Source organism: Paracidovorax wautersii (assembly GCF_900113035.1).
GTDB lineage: Bacteria > Pseudomonadota > Gammaproteobacteria > Burkholderiales > Burkholderiaceae_C > Paracidovorax > Paracidovorax wautersii.
In genome coordinates, this window is sequence record NZ_FONX01000001.1 from 521,945 (window position 1) to 538,171 (window position 16,227).

Consider the following 16,227-nt stretch of genomic DNA (forward strand, 5'->3'; position numbering starts at 1 on the left):
CACGTCTGCGTGATAGCTATGCTTTCGATAGCGCAAGACGCTTGATCCATAAGCGCTCAGAGCCATTACGGGGCTGAATCCACTGCCAGCGCAAGCCCCCCTTCCCCTCACCCGCCTACACTGGCCCCATGCCGTCCGCCACCACCTCGCCGCCCTCCGCCCCACCCCGCGCCCTGGCCGGCCTGCTGCCCTTTCTGCGCCCGTATGCGGGCCGCATCGCGCTGGCGCTGGTGTTCCTGCTGCTGGCGGCACTCGCCACGCTGGCGTTTCCGCTGGCGCTGCGGCAGCTGATCGACCAGGGCCTGCTCACGCCCGACCGGGGCGGGCAGGTGCTGGCGCTGCGCGAGCACTTCGCGGCGCTGTTCGGCGTGGCGATGGCGCTGGGCGTTTTCTCGTCGGCGCGGTTTTACATGGTGAGCTGGCTGGGCGAGCGCGTGACGGCCGACCTGCGCAATGCCGTCTATGCCCACGTGCTGCGGCAGAACCCCGAATTCTTCGAGACCACGCAGACCGGCGAGGTGCTCTCGCGCCTGACGGTGGACACCACGCTGGTGCAGACCGTCGTCGGCTCGTCGCTGTCCATGGGCCTGCGCAATGCCGTGCTGGCGCTGGGTGCGCTGGCCATGCTGGTGTGGACGCACCCCTACGTCATGGTGCTGGTCTTCGTCGCCGTGGGCGTGGTGGTGCTGCCCACGCTCTGGTTCGGGCGGCGGGTGCGCCGCCTCTCGCGCGACAGCCAGGACCGCGTGGCCGATGCCAGCGCCATCGCGGCCGAGGTGCTCAACGGCATCGCGGTGGTGCAGAGCTTCACGGCCGAAGAGCGCGAGGCCGATCGCTTCGCCGCCGCCACCGAGGCGGCCTTTCGCACCGCCACGCGCCGCAGCCGTGCGCGCGCCGTGCTGGTGGCCTTCATCATCATCGCCAACGCCGCGCTGCTGCTCTGGGGCCTCTACCAGGGCACGCAGGCCGTCATCGCCGGCACGCTGTCGGCCGGGCAGCTCGGCCAGACCGTGATCTACGTGATGTTCCTGGCCGGCGCGGTGGCCGTGCTGGGCGAGGTCTATGGCGATCTGCTGCGCGCTGCCGGCGCCACCGAGCGGTTGATGGAGCTGCTGGACAGCACGGTGCCCGCCGTATCGGCGCACGCACCAGCCCACGCATCCACCCTGCCGGCCACGCCGGATCAGGGAACAGCGGCGCTGGCCTTCGAGAACGTGCACTTCTCCTACCCCTCCCGCCCGGAAGTGCCCGCGCTGCAGTCCTTCGACCTGGCGCTGCGCCCCGGCGAAACGGTGGCCCTGGTCGGCGCCAGCGGCGCCGGCAAGAGCACCGTGTTCCAGCTGCTGCAGCGCTTCTACGACCTGGGCCGCAGCCCGGCCGATGCCGGCCGCATCACGCTGGCCGGCCAGGACATCCGCAGCCTGCCGCTGGAGCGGCTGCGCCAGGGCATCGCCATCGTGCCGCAGGATGCGGTGATCTTCTCGACCTCGGCGCGCGAGAACATCCGCTACGGGCGTCCCGGCGCCACCGATGCCGAAGTGACCGCTGCAGCCCGCGCCGCCTTCGCCCATGGCTTCATCGAGGCCCTGCCCCAGGGCTACGACACCTTCCTGGGCGAGCGCGGCGTGCGCCTCTCGGGCGGGCAGCGCCAGCGCATGGCCATCGCGCGGGCTTTGTTGAAGGACGCGCCCGTGCTGCTGCTGGACGAGGCCACCAGCGCGCTGGACGCCGAGAGCGAGCGCATGGTGCAGGCGGCGCTGGAATCCGCCATGCACCGCCCGGGCGGCAGCCGCACCACCCTGGTCATCGCCCACCGGCTGGCCACGGTGCAGAACGCGGACCGCATCGTCGTAATGGACCAGGGCCGCATCGTCGAGGAAGGCCGGCACGAGGATCTGCTGCGCCGGCGAGGCGTCTATGCCCGGCTGGCGGCGCTGCAGTTCACGGGGCAAGGCCCGCGCACGCCAGCGACCACGGGTTCAGGCGCCAGCACGGACGCCCTGCGCGACTGACCGCTTACTGCAAGGTTTCCTTGGCCGCCGCAGGCAAGGCCAGCGGCATCAAGGCGACGCCCTCTTCCATCAGTTGCACCGCTTCTTCGCGCGTGGCCTGGCCACGGATGGGGCGCTCCTCGATCTCGCCGCGATGCATGTCCAGCGCCTCCTGGGCGAAGCGCGGCCCCACGTCTTCCGTGCGGGCCACGATCTCGCGCGAGACGCGCAGCCAGGCCGCCTGCAGTTGCTGGTGCACGGCCTGGGCCTGGCGCATCTGGTCGGGCGTCAGGGCCGGGGCCCGTTCATCCGAAGAGCCTGGAGTGCCCTGTGCGGGCATAGGCAGCGAAGCCTGCGGGGCCGGCTGCTCGATGGCAGGCGCACGGGCACCGAGGTTGAGCCGGGGCGCGCTCAGCCCCTTGCGGATGTCGCCGCTGCCGCAGAGCGGGCACTGCAGCAAGCCACGCTGCAGCTGCGACTGATAGTCGTCTTCGGATGCGAACCAGCCTTCGAAAGCATGGTCGTTCGGACAGAAAAGATCGAGAACCTTCATGGAGTGCCAAAGCCGTTCAGGTCGGTGGATGGCGTGTTGCTGTGTGACGAAGAAACTGGCTGGATCGATAGCAGGCGATCAGCGGCGATGCCGAACGGCACGCGGCCTCAGCCACGCCGCTTCAGCAGGTAGCGATAGACGAAGCCGGGAAACGCCAGCGTCAGGAACAAGGTGGCGGTGACCGCATAGAACTCCCAGCCCTGCGGCGCGATCTGCCCGGCGCGCTTTTCGAGCATGAGCGCGAAGCCGCCCACCAGGAAATACAGCACCACCATCTCCACCACCCGCCCGATCAGCGGCTTGCCAACGGCAGCCGGCGCGGCCGGGCCGACCGCGAACCAGCGCTGGTTCATGAACGGCAGATTGGCGGCCAGCAAGGCCGCCACGATCACCAGCCAGATGGCTCCTGTTTGGGACATGGTTCGATCCGTAGGGCCCGGACGGCGCTGCGGGAGCGATGCCGCCGTTCAGGCAAGGAAATGGAAAAACGAAAGACACTGCGGGGCCGCAGCATCCGACTGCGCATCACACCGAGCGGGATGCGGCACAGCCGAGCAACCCGAGGCCCGGCGGCCCGATCCGGCAGCATACCCCCACCAGCGACAACGGGAGCCGGCCCCCAAGGTACCGCACTCCCGCTCATGTGATCCAGGCCACCTGCCGAGCAGATGCCTGTGCAGCGATGAAGCCCGCTCAGGTCGCCAGCGCGCGCACCACGGCGTCGGCGCACAGCGCCATCAGGCCGCCGGGCAGCAGGCCCAGCACCAGCACCAGGGCGCCGTTCACCGTGAGCACCACGCGCACGTCCAGCGGTGCGGACACGCGGGTGGCGGTCAGCGGCGCGTCGAAGTACATGACCTTGACCACGCGCAGGTAGTAGAAGGCGCCGATCAGCGACATCATCACCGCGAACACGGCCAGCACCAGGTGCGCCGTCTGGCCCGAAGCCACCAGAGCCTGCAGCACGGACAGCTTGGCGTAGAAGCCCACCAGCGGAGGCAAGCCGGCGAACGAGAAGAGGCAGATCGACATCACGGCTGCATACAGCGGGCTGCGCTGGTTCAGGCCGGACAGGTCAGCCACTTCCTCGCTCTCGAAGCCTTCGCGGGCCAGCAGCATGATGACGCCGAAGGCCGCCAGCGTGGTCAGCACATAGGTCACCACGTAGAACATGGCGGAGCTGTAGGCGTTCTCGACAGCGGTCGCATCGACGTTGCCCTGGATCACGCCGGACATCAGGCCCAGCAACACGAAGCCCATCTGCGAGATCGTGGAATAGGCCAGCATGCGCTTGAGGTTGGTCTGCATGATGGCCGCCAGGTTGCCGACCAGCAGCGAGCCGATCGCCAGCACGGCCAGCATCTGCTGCCAGTCGATGGCCAGCGGCAGCAGGCCGTCCACCAGCAGGCGGACGGTGATGGCGAAGGCCGCCAGCTTGGGCGCGCCGCCGATGACCAGCGTGACGGCCGTGGGCGCGCCTTGATAGACGTCGGGAATCCACATGTGGAAAGGCACGACACCCAGCTTGAAGGCCAGGCCGGCCACCACGAACACCAGGCCGAACACCAGCACCTGATGGCGGATCTGGCCGGAGTTCACGGCCTTGAAGACCTGGCCGATGTCCAGGGAGCCGGTCGCGCCGTAGAGCATCGACAGGCCGTACAGCAGGAAGCCGCTGGCCATGGCGCCGAGCACGAAGTACTTCATCGCGGCTTCGGTGGCGGTGGTGTGGTCGCGGCGCAGGGCCACCAGCGCGTAGCTGGAGAGCGTGAGCAGTTCCAGGCCCAGGTAGATCACTAGGAAGTTGTTGCCCGAGATCATGATGAAGATGCCCAGCAGCGCGAACATCGACAGCGTGAACAGCTCGCCGCCGCGCAGCATGCCGCGGTCGGCAGCGTAGGGCCGGCCATAGACCAGGGTGACCATCATGGCCACGGTGGCGAAGCACTTGAGCCAGTTGCCCATGGCGTCGCTCACGACCATGTTGCCCCAGCCGTAGAAGGTGTTGCCGCCGCTGGCGTAGATGCCTTGCAGCACGGCCACCACGGTGAGCGTGAGCATGGTGAGCACGTAGGTGCCCGTGCGGCGGGCGCTGGAAACACCCAGGTCCACCAGCGCGATCACGCAGGCCATGACCAGAAGCACGATCTCGGGGTAGATCGCCAGCCAGCTGATGTTGTCAATCATCTCGTCTCTCTCGGTTCAGTCTGGTGGATCAATCAGTGGAGCTTGGACAGCGCCACGTGCTGGAGCAGCTGGGCCACCGACACATCCATCACGTCGGTGAACGGACGGGGGTAGATGCCCATGTACAGCACGGCGATCGCCAGAACGGCCATCACCAGGAATTCGCGGCTGCCGATGTCCTTCAGGTCACGCACGTGGTCGTTGGCCACGGGGCCCAGATACACGCGCTTGTACATCCAGAGGGTGTAGGCCGCGCCGAAGATCAGCGCGGTGGCGGCACCCAGGCCGATCCAGAAGTTGTGCTTGACGGCACCCAGGATCACCATCCACTCGCCGACGAAGCCAGCGGTGCCCGGCAGGCCGCAGTTGGCCATGGCGAACAGCAGCGCGAAGGCGGCGAACTTGGGCATGGTGTTGACCACGCCGCCGTAGGCAGCGATCTCCCGCGAATGCACGCGGTCGTACAGCACGCCGATGGACAGGAACATGGCGCCCGACACGAAGCCGTGGGCGATCATCTGCACCAGGCCGCCGGACACGCCCAGCGGGTTGAAGATGAAGAAGCCCAGCGTGACGAAGCCCATGTGGGCGACGGACGAATAGGCCACCAGCTTCTTCATGTCCTTCTGCACCATGGCCACCAGGCCCACGTAGATCACGGCGATGAGCGACAGGGCGATCATCAGCCAGGCCCACTGGCGGGCGGCATCAGGAGCGATGGGCAGCGAGAAGCGCAGGAAACCGTAGGCGCCCAGCTTCAGCATGATCGCGGCCAGCACGGCGGAGCCGCCGGTGGGGGCCTCGACGTGGACGTCGGGCAGCCAGGTGTGCACGGGCCACATCGGCACCTTCACGGCGAAGGCCGCGAAGAAGGCGAAGAACAGCAGCGTCTGGGCGGTGCCCGTGAGCGGCAGCTGGTGCCAGGTGGCGATGTCGAAGCTGCCACCCGACTGGTTGTACAGGTAGATCAGCGCGATCAGCATGAGCAGCGAGCCCAGCAGCGTGTAGAGGAAGAACTTGAACGCCGCGTAGATCTTGTTCGGGCCGCCCCAGATGCCGATGATGAGATACATCGGGATCAGCGTGGCCTCGAAGAAGACGTAGAACAGCATGCCGTCCAGCGCGCTGAACACGCCGATCATCAGGCCCGAGAGGATCAGGAACGCGCCCATGTACTGGTTCACGCGCTCGGTGATGGACTCCCAAGAGGCGATCACCACGATCACCGTGATGAAGGCCGTCAGCGGCACGAACCAGAAGGAGATGCCATCGACGCCCAGGTGGTAGTGCACATTGAAGCGCTCGATCCACATGGCCTTCTCGACGAACTGCGCGGCGGCGGTGGTGTTGTCGAAACCGACATACAGAGGCACCGTCACGGCCAGCGCGACCAGCGAGCCGATCAGGGCCAGCCAGCGCACGGCCCGTGCATGTTCTTCACGCCCGAAGGCGAGCAGCAGGACACCGAAGGCGATCGGTGTCCAGATCGCAAGACTCAACCAACCCATTTTTGTTCTTCCCCTACTTGTTGAGCCACACGAAGTACGTCATGAGCGCGAACACGCCCAGGATCATGACCAGCGCATAGTGGTAGATGTAGCCCGACTGGAACCAGCGCACCACCGAGGCGATGCGGCCGACCAGCTTCCACGAGCCATTGACCACCAGACCGTCAATCACGGCCTGGTCGCCAGCCTTCCAGAGACCGGTGCCGAGCAGGCGCGAGCCGCGCGCGAACACGTTCTCATAGACCCAGTCCACGCCGTACTTGGCTTCCAGCAGCTGATAGACGCCGATCTTCTGCATCGCGGCCTTGATGGCGGCGGGCCATTCGGGCTTGACCAGATAGAACACATAGGACGACACCACGCCGGCCAGCGCCAGCCAGAAAGGCATGCCCGTGAAGCCGTGCAGCGCCATCGGCACCCAGCCGTGGATGGATTCGGCCAGCTCGGCCATGGCGCCGTGCTTGGCGGCATCGACGTGGATCACGCCCTTGAAGAAGTCGCCGAACAGCAGCGGCATCAGCGCGATGGCACCGATGACGACCGAGGGAATGGCCAGCAGCACCAGGGGGCCGGTCACGACCAGCGGAGACTCGTGCGGCTTGGCATCGTGGCCATGGCCGTGGTGGTCGTCGTGCGCATGGTGGTCGTCGTGGTGCGCGTCCGGGTTCTGGTCGTAGCGCTCCTTGCCGTGGAAGACGATGAAGTACAGGCGGAAGGAATAGAACGCCGTGATGAACACGCCGGCCAGCACCGAGAAGTTGGCGAAGGCCGAGCCCGGCAGGTTCGTGGCGTGCACCGCTTCGATGATGGCGTCCTTGGAATAGAAGCCCGAGAAGAACGGCGTGCCGATCAGCGCCAGGTTGCCCAGCAGGAACGTGATCCAGGTGATGGGCATGTACTTGCGCACGCCGCCCATCCAGCGGATGTCCTGGTTGTGGTGCATGCCCATGATCACGGAACCCGCACCGAGGAACAGCAGGGCCTTGAAGAAGGCGTGGGTCATCAGGTGGAACACGGCCACCGAGTAGGCCGAAGCGCCCAGCGCCACGGTCATGTAGCCCAGCTGCGACAGCGTGGAATACGCGATCACGCGCTTGATGTCGTTCTGGATGATGCCCAGCACGCCCATGAACAGCGCCGTGATGGAGCCGATCACCAGGATGAAGTTGAGCGCGGTATCGGACAGCTCATACAGCGGGGACATGCGCGACACCATGAAGATGCCGGCGGTCACCATGGTAGCCGCGTGGATCAGCGCGGAGATGGGGGTCGGGCCTTCCATCGAATCGGGCAGCCAGGCGTGCAGCGGGAACTGGGCCGACTTGCCCATGGCACCGATGAACAGGCAGATGGCGATCACGGTGACCAGCATCCAGCCCGTGCCGGGCAGCAGCGTGCTCTGGATCTCGGGCAGCTTGGCGAAGATCTCGCCGTAGTTCAGCGTGCCGGTGTAGGCAGCGATCAGGCCGATGCCCAGGATGAAGCCGAAGTCGCCGACGCGGTTGACCAGGAAGGCCTTCATGTTGGCGAAGATGGCCGTGGGCTTCTTGAAGTAGAAGCCGATCAGCAGGTACGACACCAGGCCCACCGCTTCCCAACCGAAGAACAGCTGCAGCAGGTTGTTGCTCATCACGAGCATCAGCATGGAGAACGTGAACAGCGAGATGTAGGAGAAGAAACGGTTGTAGCCGTCGTCCTCTTCCATGTAGCCCATGGTGTAGATGTGGACCATCAGCGACACGAAGGTCACCACGCACATCATCATCGCGGTGATGCTGTCGATCAGGAAGCCGATTTCCATCTTCAGGCCACCGACCACCATCCAGGTGTAGATGGTCTGGTCGAAACGGGCACCGTCGGAGATCACGCTGTTGAGCGTGATGGCCGACAGGACGAAGGCCACCAGCACGCCCAGGATGGTCAGCGAATGGCTGCCACCGCGGCCGATCTTGTTACCACCGAAGGCCGTGCCCCAGATACCCGCGAGCGCGGAACCCGCCAGCGGCGCCAAAGGCACCGCCAGGAGCATGGATGCAGAGAGGGTTTGACTCATTCTTGAGAACCTTGCTTGTGTCCGGCGCCCATCAACCCTGGAGGGTGTTGAGGTCTTCCGCGTTGATGCTGGACTTGTTGCGGAACAGCAGAACCAGGATGGCCAGGCCGATGGCGGATTCGGCCGCCGCCACGGTCAGGATGAAGAACACGAACACCTGGCCGTGCATGTCGCCCAGGTAGTGCGAGAAGGCCACGAAGTTCATGTTCACGGCCAGCAGCATCAGCTCGATGGCCATGAGCAGGACGATGAGGTTCTTGCGGTTCAGGAAGATGCCGATCACGGAGAGCGCGAACAGCATGGCGCCCAGCGAGAGGAAATGGCCCAGGGTCAACGTCATGCTTTCTTCTCCTCGGCAGCGGGCGCGGCGGGGGCCGGCTCTGCAGCCTTCTGGGTGGCGGGCACCTTCACCATGGCGACACGGTCACTGGCACGCACGCGGATCTGCTCCGACGGGTTGATGGTCTTGTTGTCCTTGCGCTGGCGCAGCGTGAGCGCGATGGCGGCGATCATCGCCACCAGCAGGATCACGGCCGCGATCTCCACCGGATACAGGTACTCGGTGTAGAGCAGCTTGCCCAGGGCCTTGGTGTTCGAGTAAGGCACGACCTGGCCTGCGGCATCGACCACGGCGGCGACCGCCTTGGGCTCATCCACGCCGCGGAAGCCGCCCATCAGCACGGCCGCCATTTCGAGGGCGATCACCGCACCGACGAAGGCCGCCAGCGGGAAGTTGCGCCAGAAGCCCCTTCGCACCGTGTCGATGTGGATGTCCAGCATCATCACCACGAAGAGGAACAGCACCATCACCGCGCCCAGATAGACGAGCACCAGCGCGATGGCGAGAAACTCGGCCTTGAGCAACAGCCAGATGGCCGCAGCTTGGGAGAAGGCGAGGATCAGGTGCAGCACGGCATGCACCGGATTGCGGGCCGTGATGACTCGGAAGGCTGCATAGAGCAGCACGACCGAGAACAGATAGAAGAAACCAGTCTTGGCGTCCATGAATCAGATCTTTGGTAAGTGTCGGCAGGGGCGGTACCGCGGGTCAGCGGTACTTGGCGTCCGCGGCCTTCGCTGCGGCAATCTCTGGTTCGTAGCGGTCGCCCACGGCAAGCAGCATTTCCTTGGTGAAATACAGGTCGCCGCGCTTCTCGCCGTGGTATTCCAGGATCTGGGTTTCCACGATGGAATCGACCGGGCAGCTTTCTTCGCAGAAGCCGCAGAAGATGCACTTGGTCAGGTCGATGTCGTAGCGGGTGGTGCGGCGGGAGCCGTCGGCACGCACATCGGACTCGATGGTGATCGCCAGCGCCGGGCACACGGCCTCGCAGAGCTTGCAGGCGATGCAGCGCTCTTCGCCGTTCTCATAGCGGCGCAGCGCATGCAGGCCGCGAAAGCGCGGCGACAGCGGCGTCTTCTCTTCCGGGAACTGCACCGTCACCTTGCGGCGGAAGGCGTAGCGGCCCGTGAGAGCCATCCCCTTGAGGAGCTCCACCAGCATGAAGCTCTTGAAAAAATCCTTCACCGAAAACGGTGATGCAGCAGCAGCAACAGCAGTCATGGTTGTCCCCGCTTATTTCCAGATGTTCCAGGGCGAATGCAGCCATGCGCCCACGATGAGCAGCCACACCAGGGTGACCGGAATGAAGATCTTCCAGCCCAGACGCATGATCTGGTCATAGCGGAAGCGGGGGAAGGTCGCGCGAATCCAGATGAACATGGAGACCACCAGGAACGTCTTGATGCCCAGCCAGATCCAGCCCGGAATGAAGCCCAGCGCGTCCACCGGGGGCAGCCAGCCGCCCAGGAACATCAGCACGGCCAGGATCGAGACCAGCCACATGCTGGCGTATTCGGCCAGGAAGAAGATCGCGAAGCCCATGCCCGAGTACTCGACCATGTGGCCGGCCACGATTTCCGCTTCGCCTTCGACCACGTCGAAGGGGTGGCGGTTGGTTTCGGCCACGCCGGAGATCAGATAGACGACGAAGATCGGCAGCAGCGGCAGCCAGTTCCAGGACAGGAAGCTCAGGCCCATGCCGGCCATCGTGCCCTGCCCCTGGCTGGTCACGACGTCGGTCAGGTTCATGCTGCCGGACACCATGATGACGACCAGGAAGCAGAAGCCCATCGCGATTTCGTAGCTCACCATCTGGGCCGAGGCGCGCAGCGCGCCCAGGAAGGCGTACTTCGAGTTCGATGCCCAGCCGGCGATGATCACGCCGTACACCTCGATCGAGGTGATCGCCATGATCAGCAGCAGGCCGGCGTTGACGTTGGCCAGAACCGTCTCGGGGCCGAAGGGAATCGCCACCCAGGCGGCCAGCGCCGGCATGATCGCCATGACCGGGCCCAGCACGAAGAGACCCTTGCTCGCGGCTGCGGGCTGGATGATTTCCTTGGTCAGCAGCTTCAGGCCGTCGGCCAGCGGCTGCAGCAGGCCGAAGGGGCCCACGCGGTTGGGGCCGTGGCGGACCTGCATGAAGCCCAGCAGCTTGCGTTCCCACAGCGTGAGGTAGGCGACGGCACCCATCAGCGGCGCCACGATGGCGACGATCTTGATGAGGTTCCAGAGCACGGGCCACACGGCGGCGGTCCACCAGGAGGCGGCGAACAGGTTCAGCCCGCCGTTGTACATCGCGTCGATCATGCTGCGGCTCCTTCAGCGGCCAGACGTGCGTCGGCCGTCAATTGCAGCGACGTGGCACGGCGAACCAGGCCGTCCAGTTGGTAGATGCTCGCCACCACGGGCTCGCCCACGGCGGCACCCGCCGGCGCGGCGGCCGAAGCGGCCGTGCGGTTGCTCAAGCGCTCGGCAGGGATCTGCTCCAGCGCGGCAGCGCTCGGCGCCACGCCCGTGGCGTGGGCCAGCACCTCCTGCGAGGTCTCGAAACCGATGCCCGGCACGCTGAGCAGGTTGCCCAGCACGCGCAGCACCTTCCAGGCGGGACGGGCCTCGCCCAGAGGCTTGACCACGGCATGGAAGCTCTGCAGCCGGCCTTCGGCATTGGCGAAGGTGCCCGAGGTTTCCGAGAACGGAGCGATCGGCAGCAGCACGTCGCTGAATTCCAGGTTGGTCTTGAACGGGCTCAGCGTCACCACCATGTCCATGCCGGCCAGGGCCTTGGCAGCGTCGGCACCCAGGGCGGAGTCGTGCTCCGGCTCGGTGTTCAGCAGCAGGGCCGCCTTGACGCCGCCCGACAGCATCTGCGCCGCGTTCAGGCCGTTCGACTGCGGCTGTGCGCCGACGAACTGCGCGCCCACGGTGTTGGCGGCTTCGGTCAGGTAGCCGACGGTCGCGCCGGTCTGTTCGGCGATCCACTGCGCCAGCGCCAGCAGGCTGGAGGCCTGGGCATGGTGCGCGGCACCGTTGCCCAGCAGCACGGCCTTCTGTTCGCCGGACAGCAGCGCACGGGCCACGGCCTGGGCGGCATCGCCCACTTGCGCCACGACTTGGGGAGCGGCAACGCCCTTTTCCTGGGCCAGGGCTGCGGCGACTTCGGCCAGTGCGGCCAGCCAGCCGGAGGCCGGAGCCAGCAGCGTCTGCGCGACGGGCATGGCCCAGTCGTATTCACGTGCGTTGATCGCGGTCACCGTGCAGCCGCGGCGTGCGGCCTGGCGGATGCGCTGCGCGAACAGCGGGTGGTCCTTGCGGAGGTTGGAGCCCACGACCAGCACCGACTGCAGCGAAGACAGCGATGCGATCGAGGTGCCCAGCCAGCGAACGCCTTCGGCAGCGGGGAACTGCGCATTGCGCAGGCGGTAGTCGATGTTGTCGCTGCCCAGGCCACGCACCAGGGCGCCGGCCAGATACAGCTCTTCCAGCGTGCTGTGCGGGCTGACCAGGGCGCCGATGGCGTTGGCGCCGTGCTGGTTCTTCACGCCCTGCAGGCCGTTGGCGACGTATTCGAGAGCCGTCTGCCAATCGACTTCACGCCACTGGCCGCCCTGCTTGAGCATGGGGCGGGTCAGGCGGTCGTCGCCGTTGAGGGCTTCGTAGGAGAAGCGGTCGCGGTCGGCGATCCAGCACTCGTTGACGTCTTCGTTCTCGAGCGGCACCACGCGCATCACGCGGTGGTTCTTGACCTGCACGATCAGGTTCGCACCCGTCGAATCGTGCGGGCTCACCGACTTGCGGCGCGACAGCTCCCAGGTCCGGGCGCTGTAGCGGAAGGGCTTGCTGGTCAGCGCACCGACCGGGCAGATGTCGATCATGTTGCCCGACAGCTCGGAGTCCACGGTATCGCCCACCACGGTGGTGATCTCGGAATGCTCGCCGCGATGGATCATGCCCAGCTCCATCACGCCGGCCACTTCCTGGCCGAAGCGCACGCAGCGGGTGCAGTGGATGCAGCGGCTCATCTCTTCCATGGAGATCAGCGGGCCGACGTCCTTGTGGAACACGACGCGCTTTTCCTCGGCATAGCGCGAGGAGGAACCGCCGTAGCCCACGGCCAGATCCTGCAGCTGGCACTCGCCGCCCTGGTCGCAGATGGGGCAATCCAGCGGGTGGTTGATGAGCAGGAATTCCATGACCGACTGCTGGGCCTTGATGGCCTTGTCGCTCTTGGTGCGCACGATCATGCCCTGCGTGACCGGCGTGGCGCAGGCGGGCATGGGCTTGGGTGCCTTTTCCACGTCCACCAGGCACATGCGGCAGTTGGCGGCGATGGAAAGCTTCTTGTGGTAGCAAAAATGGGGAATGTAGGTGCCCGCCTTCTCGGCTGCATGCATGACCATGCTGCCTTCGGCGACTTCAACCTTCCGCCCGTCCAGTTCGATTTCAACCATATGCGTTCTCGAGGTCAGGCAGAGGCAGGCGCCTGGGGGGTCTGTTGGCGGATCAGCGCTTCGAATTCAGGTCGGAAGTGCTTGATCATGGCGCGCACCGGCATGGCCGCTGCGTCGCCCAGGGCGCAGATCGTGCGGCCCTGGATGTTGTCGGCCACCGAGTTCAGCAGATCCAGATCGCCTTCGCGGCCGGCGTTGTGCTGGATGCGGTCGATCACCCGCCACATCCAGCCCGTGCCTTCGCGGCAGGGCGTGCACTGCCCGCACGACTCGTGCGAGTAGAAGTACGACAGGCGCAGCAGGCTCTCGACCATGCTGCGGGAATCGTCCATGACGATCACGGCGCCGGAACCCAGCATGGAGCCGGCCTTGGCGATGGAGTCGTAGTCCATCGTGCATTCCATGATGATGGAAGCGGGCAGCACCGGGGCGGACGAGCCGCCGGGGATCACGGCCTTGAGCTGGCGGCCCTTGCGCACGCCACCGGCCAGCTCCAGGAGCTTGGCAAAGGGCGTACCCATGGGCACTTCGTAGTTGCCGGGCTTTTCCACGTCGCCGGACACCGAGAAGATCTTGGTGCCGCCGTTGTTCGGCTTGCCGCAGGCCAGGTAGGCCGCGCCGCCGTTGCGGATGATCCAGGGCACCGCGGCGAAGGTCTCGGTGTTGTTGATCGTGGTGGGCTTGCCGTAGAGGCCGAAGCTGGCCGGGAACGGCGGCTTGAAGCGCGGCTGGCCCTTCTTGCCTTCGAGCGATTCCAGCAGCGCGGTCTCTTCGCCGCAGATGTAGGCGCCGAAGCCGTGGGCCGCATGCAGCTGGAAGCTGAAGCTGCTGCCCAGGATGTTGTCGCCCAGATAGCCCGCGGCGCGTGCCTCTTCCAGCGCTTCCTCGAAGCGTTCGTAGGTCTGGAAGATCTCGCCGTGGATGTAGTTGTAGCCCACCGTGATGCCCATCGCGTAGGCCGCGATGATCATGCCTTCGATGACGATATGCGGGTTGAACTGCAGGATGTCGCGGTCCTTGCAGGTGCCCGGCTCGCCTTCGTCGGAATTGCAGACGAGGTACTTCTGGCCCGGGAACGAGCGGGGCATGAAGCTCCACTTCAGGCCGGTCGGGAAGCCCGCGCCGCCGCGGCCGCGCAGGCCGGATTCCTTGACGGTGGCGATGACCTGGTCCTGCGTCATCGGCTCGCCGCCGTCGGTGCCCAGCAGCTTGCGCAGGGCCTGGTAGCCGCCGCGCGCTTCGTAGTCCTTGATGCTCCAGTTCGTGCCGTCGAGGCCCGCATAGATCTGCGGCTCGATGTGGCGGTCGTGGAAGCAGGTCTGGACGCCCGTGGCCTGGAACTGCGAGAGGATCTGTGCTGGCGTCGTCATGCGCTTTCCCCCACACGGCCAGGAGCGGGGCCTTCGGCCTGGCGCAGGCCGTCCACGAGCTGGTCGAGCTTTTCGTTGTCCATGAAGCTGCACATGGTGCGGTCGTTGACCAGCATCACCGGCGCGTCGGCGCAGGCGCCCAGGCATTCGCACTGCTGCAGCGTGAACAAGCCGTCGGCCGTGGTCTCGCCCATGGAGATGCCGAGCTTCTTTTCCAGGTGGTGCAGGGCCTTCTGGCCGTCGCGCAGCTGGCAAGGCAGGTTCGTGCAGACGTTCAGCTTGTACTTGCCCGTAGGCTGCTGGTTGTACATGTTGTAGAACGTCGTGACTTCGTGCACGGCGATCTGCGGCATGCCGAGGTATTCGGCGATGACGGCTTCGCTGTCGGCGCTGACCCAGCCCTGCTCCTGCTGGACGATGGACAGACAGGCCATCACGGCGGACTGCTTCTGCTCGGCGGGGTACTTCGCCACTTCGCGCGCAAAGCGCGCCTTGGTCGCATCGGTAATCATCGGTCAATCTCTCCGAACACGATATCCATGGTGCCGATGATGGCCACGGCGTCGGCAATCATGTGCCCGCGGGCCATCTCGTCGAGCGTCGCCAGATGGGCGAAGCCAGGAGCGCGGATCTTCAGGCGGTAGGGCTTGTTGGCGCCATCGCTCACCAGGTAGATGCCGAACTCGCCCTTGGGGTGCTCGACGGCGGCATAGGCCTCGCCTTCGGGCACGCGGAAACCTTCGGTGAAGAGCTTGAAGTGGTGGATCAGCTCTTCCATGTTGGACTTCATGGATTCGCGCGAGGGCGGCGCCACCTTGTGGTTGTCGGTGATGACCGGGCCCGGGTTGGCCTTGAGCCAGTCCACGCACTGCTTGATGATGCGGTTGGACTCGCGCATTTCCTGCACACGCACCAGATAGCGGTCGTAGCAGTCGCCGGTCTTGCCGACGGGGATGTCGAAATCGACACGGTCGTAGGCGTCGTAGGGCTGCTTCTTGCGCAGGTCCCAGGCGATGCCGGAGCCGCGGATCATCGGGCCCGTCATGCCCAGGTTCAGGGCACGCTCGGGCGTCACCACGCCGATGCCGACCGTGCGCTGCTTCCAGATGCGGTTGTCGGTCAGCAGGGTTTCGTACTCGTCCACGCACTTGGGGAAGCGCTGCGTGAAGTCGTCGATGAAGTCCAGCAGGGAACCGCTGCGGTTCTGGTTCAGCGCCTCGATGGCCTTGGCGTTGCGGATCTTGTTCACCTTGTACTGCGGCATGCTGTCCGGCAGGTCGCGGTACACGCCGCCCGGACGGAAGTACGCCGCATGCATGCGCGCGCCGGACACGGCTTCGTACATGTCGAACAGGTCTTCGCGCTCGCGGAAGGTATAGATCAGGATGGTGGAGCTGCCGCAGTCGTTGCCGTGCGAGCCCAGCCACATCAGGTGGTTCAGCAGGCGCGTGATCTCGGAGAACATCACGCGGATGTACTGCGCACGCAGGGGCACGTCGATGCCCAGCAGCTTCTCGATGGCCAGGCAGTAGGCGTGCTCGTTGCACATCATCGAGACGTAGTCCAGCCGGTCCATGTAGGGCAGCGACTGGATGAAGGTCTTGTGCTCGGCGAGCTTTTCCGTCGCGCGGTGCAGCAGGCCGATGTGGGGGTCGGCGCGTTGGACGACTTCGCCGTCGAGCTCCAGCACCAGACGCAGCACGCCGTGGGCGGCCGGATGCTGGGGCCCGAAGTTCAGGGAATAGTTCTTGATTTCAGCCATGATGGATCA

At 65.8% G+C, this 16,227-nt stretch carries 14 protein-coding genes; 1 reads left to right on the forward strand and 13 read right to left on the reverse strand.

Annotation, left to right across the window (positions count from 1 at the left end; all coding sequences use genetic code 11):
• Positions 1–128: 128 nt before the first annotated feature.
• On the forward strand, positions 129–2,012 hold the full coding sequence (locus BM070_RS02220) for an ABC transporter transmembrane domain-containing protein (RefSeq protein WP_092937136.1): 1,884 nt from the start codon (positions 129–131) through the stop codon (positions 2,010–2,012).
• A 4-nt stretch (positions 2,013–2,016) separates the two neighbouring features.
• On the opposite strand, the gene BM070_RS02225 is transcribed toward BM070_RS02220, so the two are convergent.
• The 13 genes from BM070_RS02225 to BM070_RS02285 form a co-directional block, all read right to left on the reverse strand.
• Positions 2,017–2,544: a DUF1178 family protein gene (locus BM070_RS02225; RefSeq protein ID WP_092937138.1), complete on the reverse strand. Its 528-nt coding sequence runs from the start codon at positions 2,542–2,544 to the stop codon at positions 2,017–2,019.
• A 107-nt stretch (positions 2,545–2,651) separates the two neighbouring features.
• A complete protein-coding gene (locus tag BM070_RS02230; protein ID WP_092937140.1) occupies positions 2,652–2,963 on the reverse strand; it encodes a DUF2818 family protein in 312 nt (103 codons plus the stop codon).
• Positions 2,964–3,237: 274 nt separating this feature from the next.
• Positions 3,238–4,731: an NADH-quinone oxidoreductase subunit NuoN gene (gene nuoN / locus BM070_RS02235; protein WP_092937142.1), complete on the reverse strand. Its 1,494-nt coding sequence runs from the start codon at positions 4,729–4,731 to the stop codon at positions 3,238–3,240.
• Between the two features lie 32 nt (positions 4,732–4,763).
• Positions 4,764–6,239: an NADH-quinone oxidoreductase subunit M gene (locus BM070_RS02240; protein WP_092937144.1), complete on the reverse strand. Its 1,476-nt coding sequence runs from the start codon at positions 6,237–6,239 to the stop codon at positions 4,764–4,766.
• A gap of 13 nt (positions 6,240–6,252) precedes the next feature.
• Positions 6,253–8,292: an NADH-quinone oxidoreductase subunit L gene (gene nuoL, locus BM070_RS02245; protein ID WP_175518392.1), complete on the reverse strand. Its 2,040-nt coding sequence runs from the start codon at positions 8,290–8,292 to the stop codon at positions 6,253–6,255.
• A 31-nt stretch (positions 8,293–8,323) separates the two neighbouring features.
• A complete protein-coding gene (nuoK, locus tag BM070_RS02250) occupies positions 8,324–8,632 on the reverse strand; it encodes an NADH-quinone oxidoreductase subunit NuoK (protein ID WP_092937148.1) in 309 nt (102 codons plus the stop codon).
• The gene (locus BM070_RS02255) at positions 8,629–9,297 is read right to left on the reverse strand and encodes an NADH-quinone oxidoreductase subunit J (protein ID WP_092937150.1); all 669 of its coding nucleotides are present in this window, start codon (positions 9,295–9,297) and stop codon (positions 8,629–8,631) included. Before BM070_RS02255 ends, nuoK begins: the two co-directional genes overlap by 4 nt.
• 43 nt (positions 9,298–9,340) lie before the next feature.
• Complete coding sequence (nuoI, locus tag BM070_RS02260; protein ID WP_092937152.1) at positions 9,341–9,856, reverse strand: NADH-quinone oxidoreductase subunit NuoI; 516 nt, start codon at positions 9,854–9,856, stop codon at positions 9,341–9,343.
• Between the two features lie 12 nt (positions 9,857–9,868).
• Positions 9,869–10,945 carry an NADH-quinone oxidoreductase subunit NuoH gene (gene nuoH, locus BM070_RS02265; protein ID WP_092937154.1) on the reverse strand — a complete coding sequence of 359 codons (1,077 nt, stop codon included), beginning with the start codon at positions 10,943–10,945 and terminating at the stop codon, positions 9,869–9,871.
• On the reverse strand, positions 10,942–13,086 hold the full coding sequence (gene nuoG, locus BM070_RS02270) for an NADH-quinone oxidoreductase subunit NuoG (RefSeq protein WP_092937156.1): 2,145 nt from the start codon (positions 13,084–13,086) through the stop codon (positions 10,942–10,944). The genes nuoH and nuoG overlap by 4 nt, the downstream gene beginning before the upstream one ends.
• Positions 13,087–13,100: 14 nt before the next feature.
• Positions 13,101–14,456: an NADH-quinone oxidoreductase subunit NuoF gene (gene nuoF / locus BM070_RS02275; protein WP_092937158.1), complete on the reverse strand. Its 1,356-nt coding sequence runs from the start codon at positions 14,454–14,456 to the stop codon at positions 13,101–13,103.
• Entirely contained in the window at positions 14,453–14,968 is a 516-nt protein-coding gene (gene nuoE, locus BM070_RS02280; RefSeq protein ID WP_092937160.1) for an NADH-quinone oxidoreductase subunit NuoE, read from the reverse strand. Before nuoE ends, nuoF begins: the two co-directional genes overlap by 4 nt.
• Positions 14,965–16,218 (reverse strand): NADH-quinone oxidoreductase subunit D, encoded by a 1,254-nt coding sequence (locus tag BM070_RS02285; protein WP_092937162.1) that lies wholly within the window; start codon positions 16,216–16,218, stop codon positions 14,965–14,967. The genes nuoE and BM070_RS02285 overlap by 4 nt, the downstream gene beginning before the upstream one ends.
• Positions 16,219–16,227: the final 9 nt, after the last annotated feature.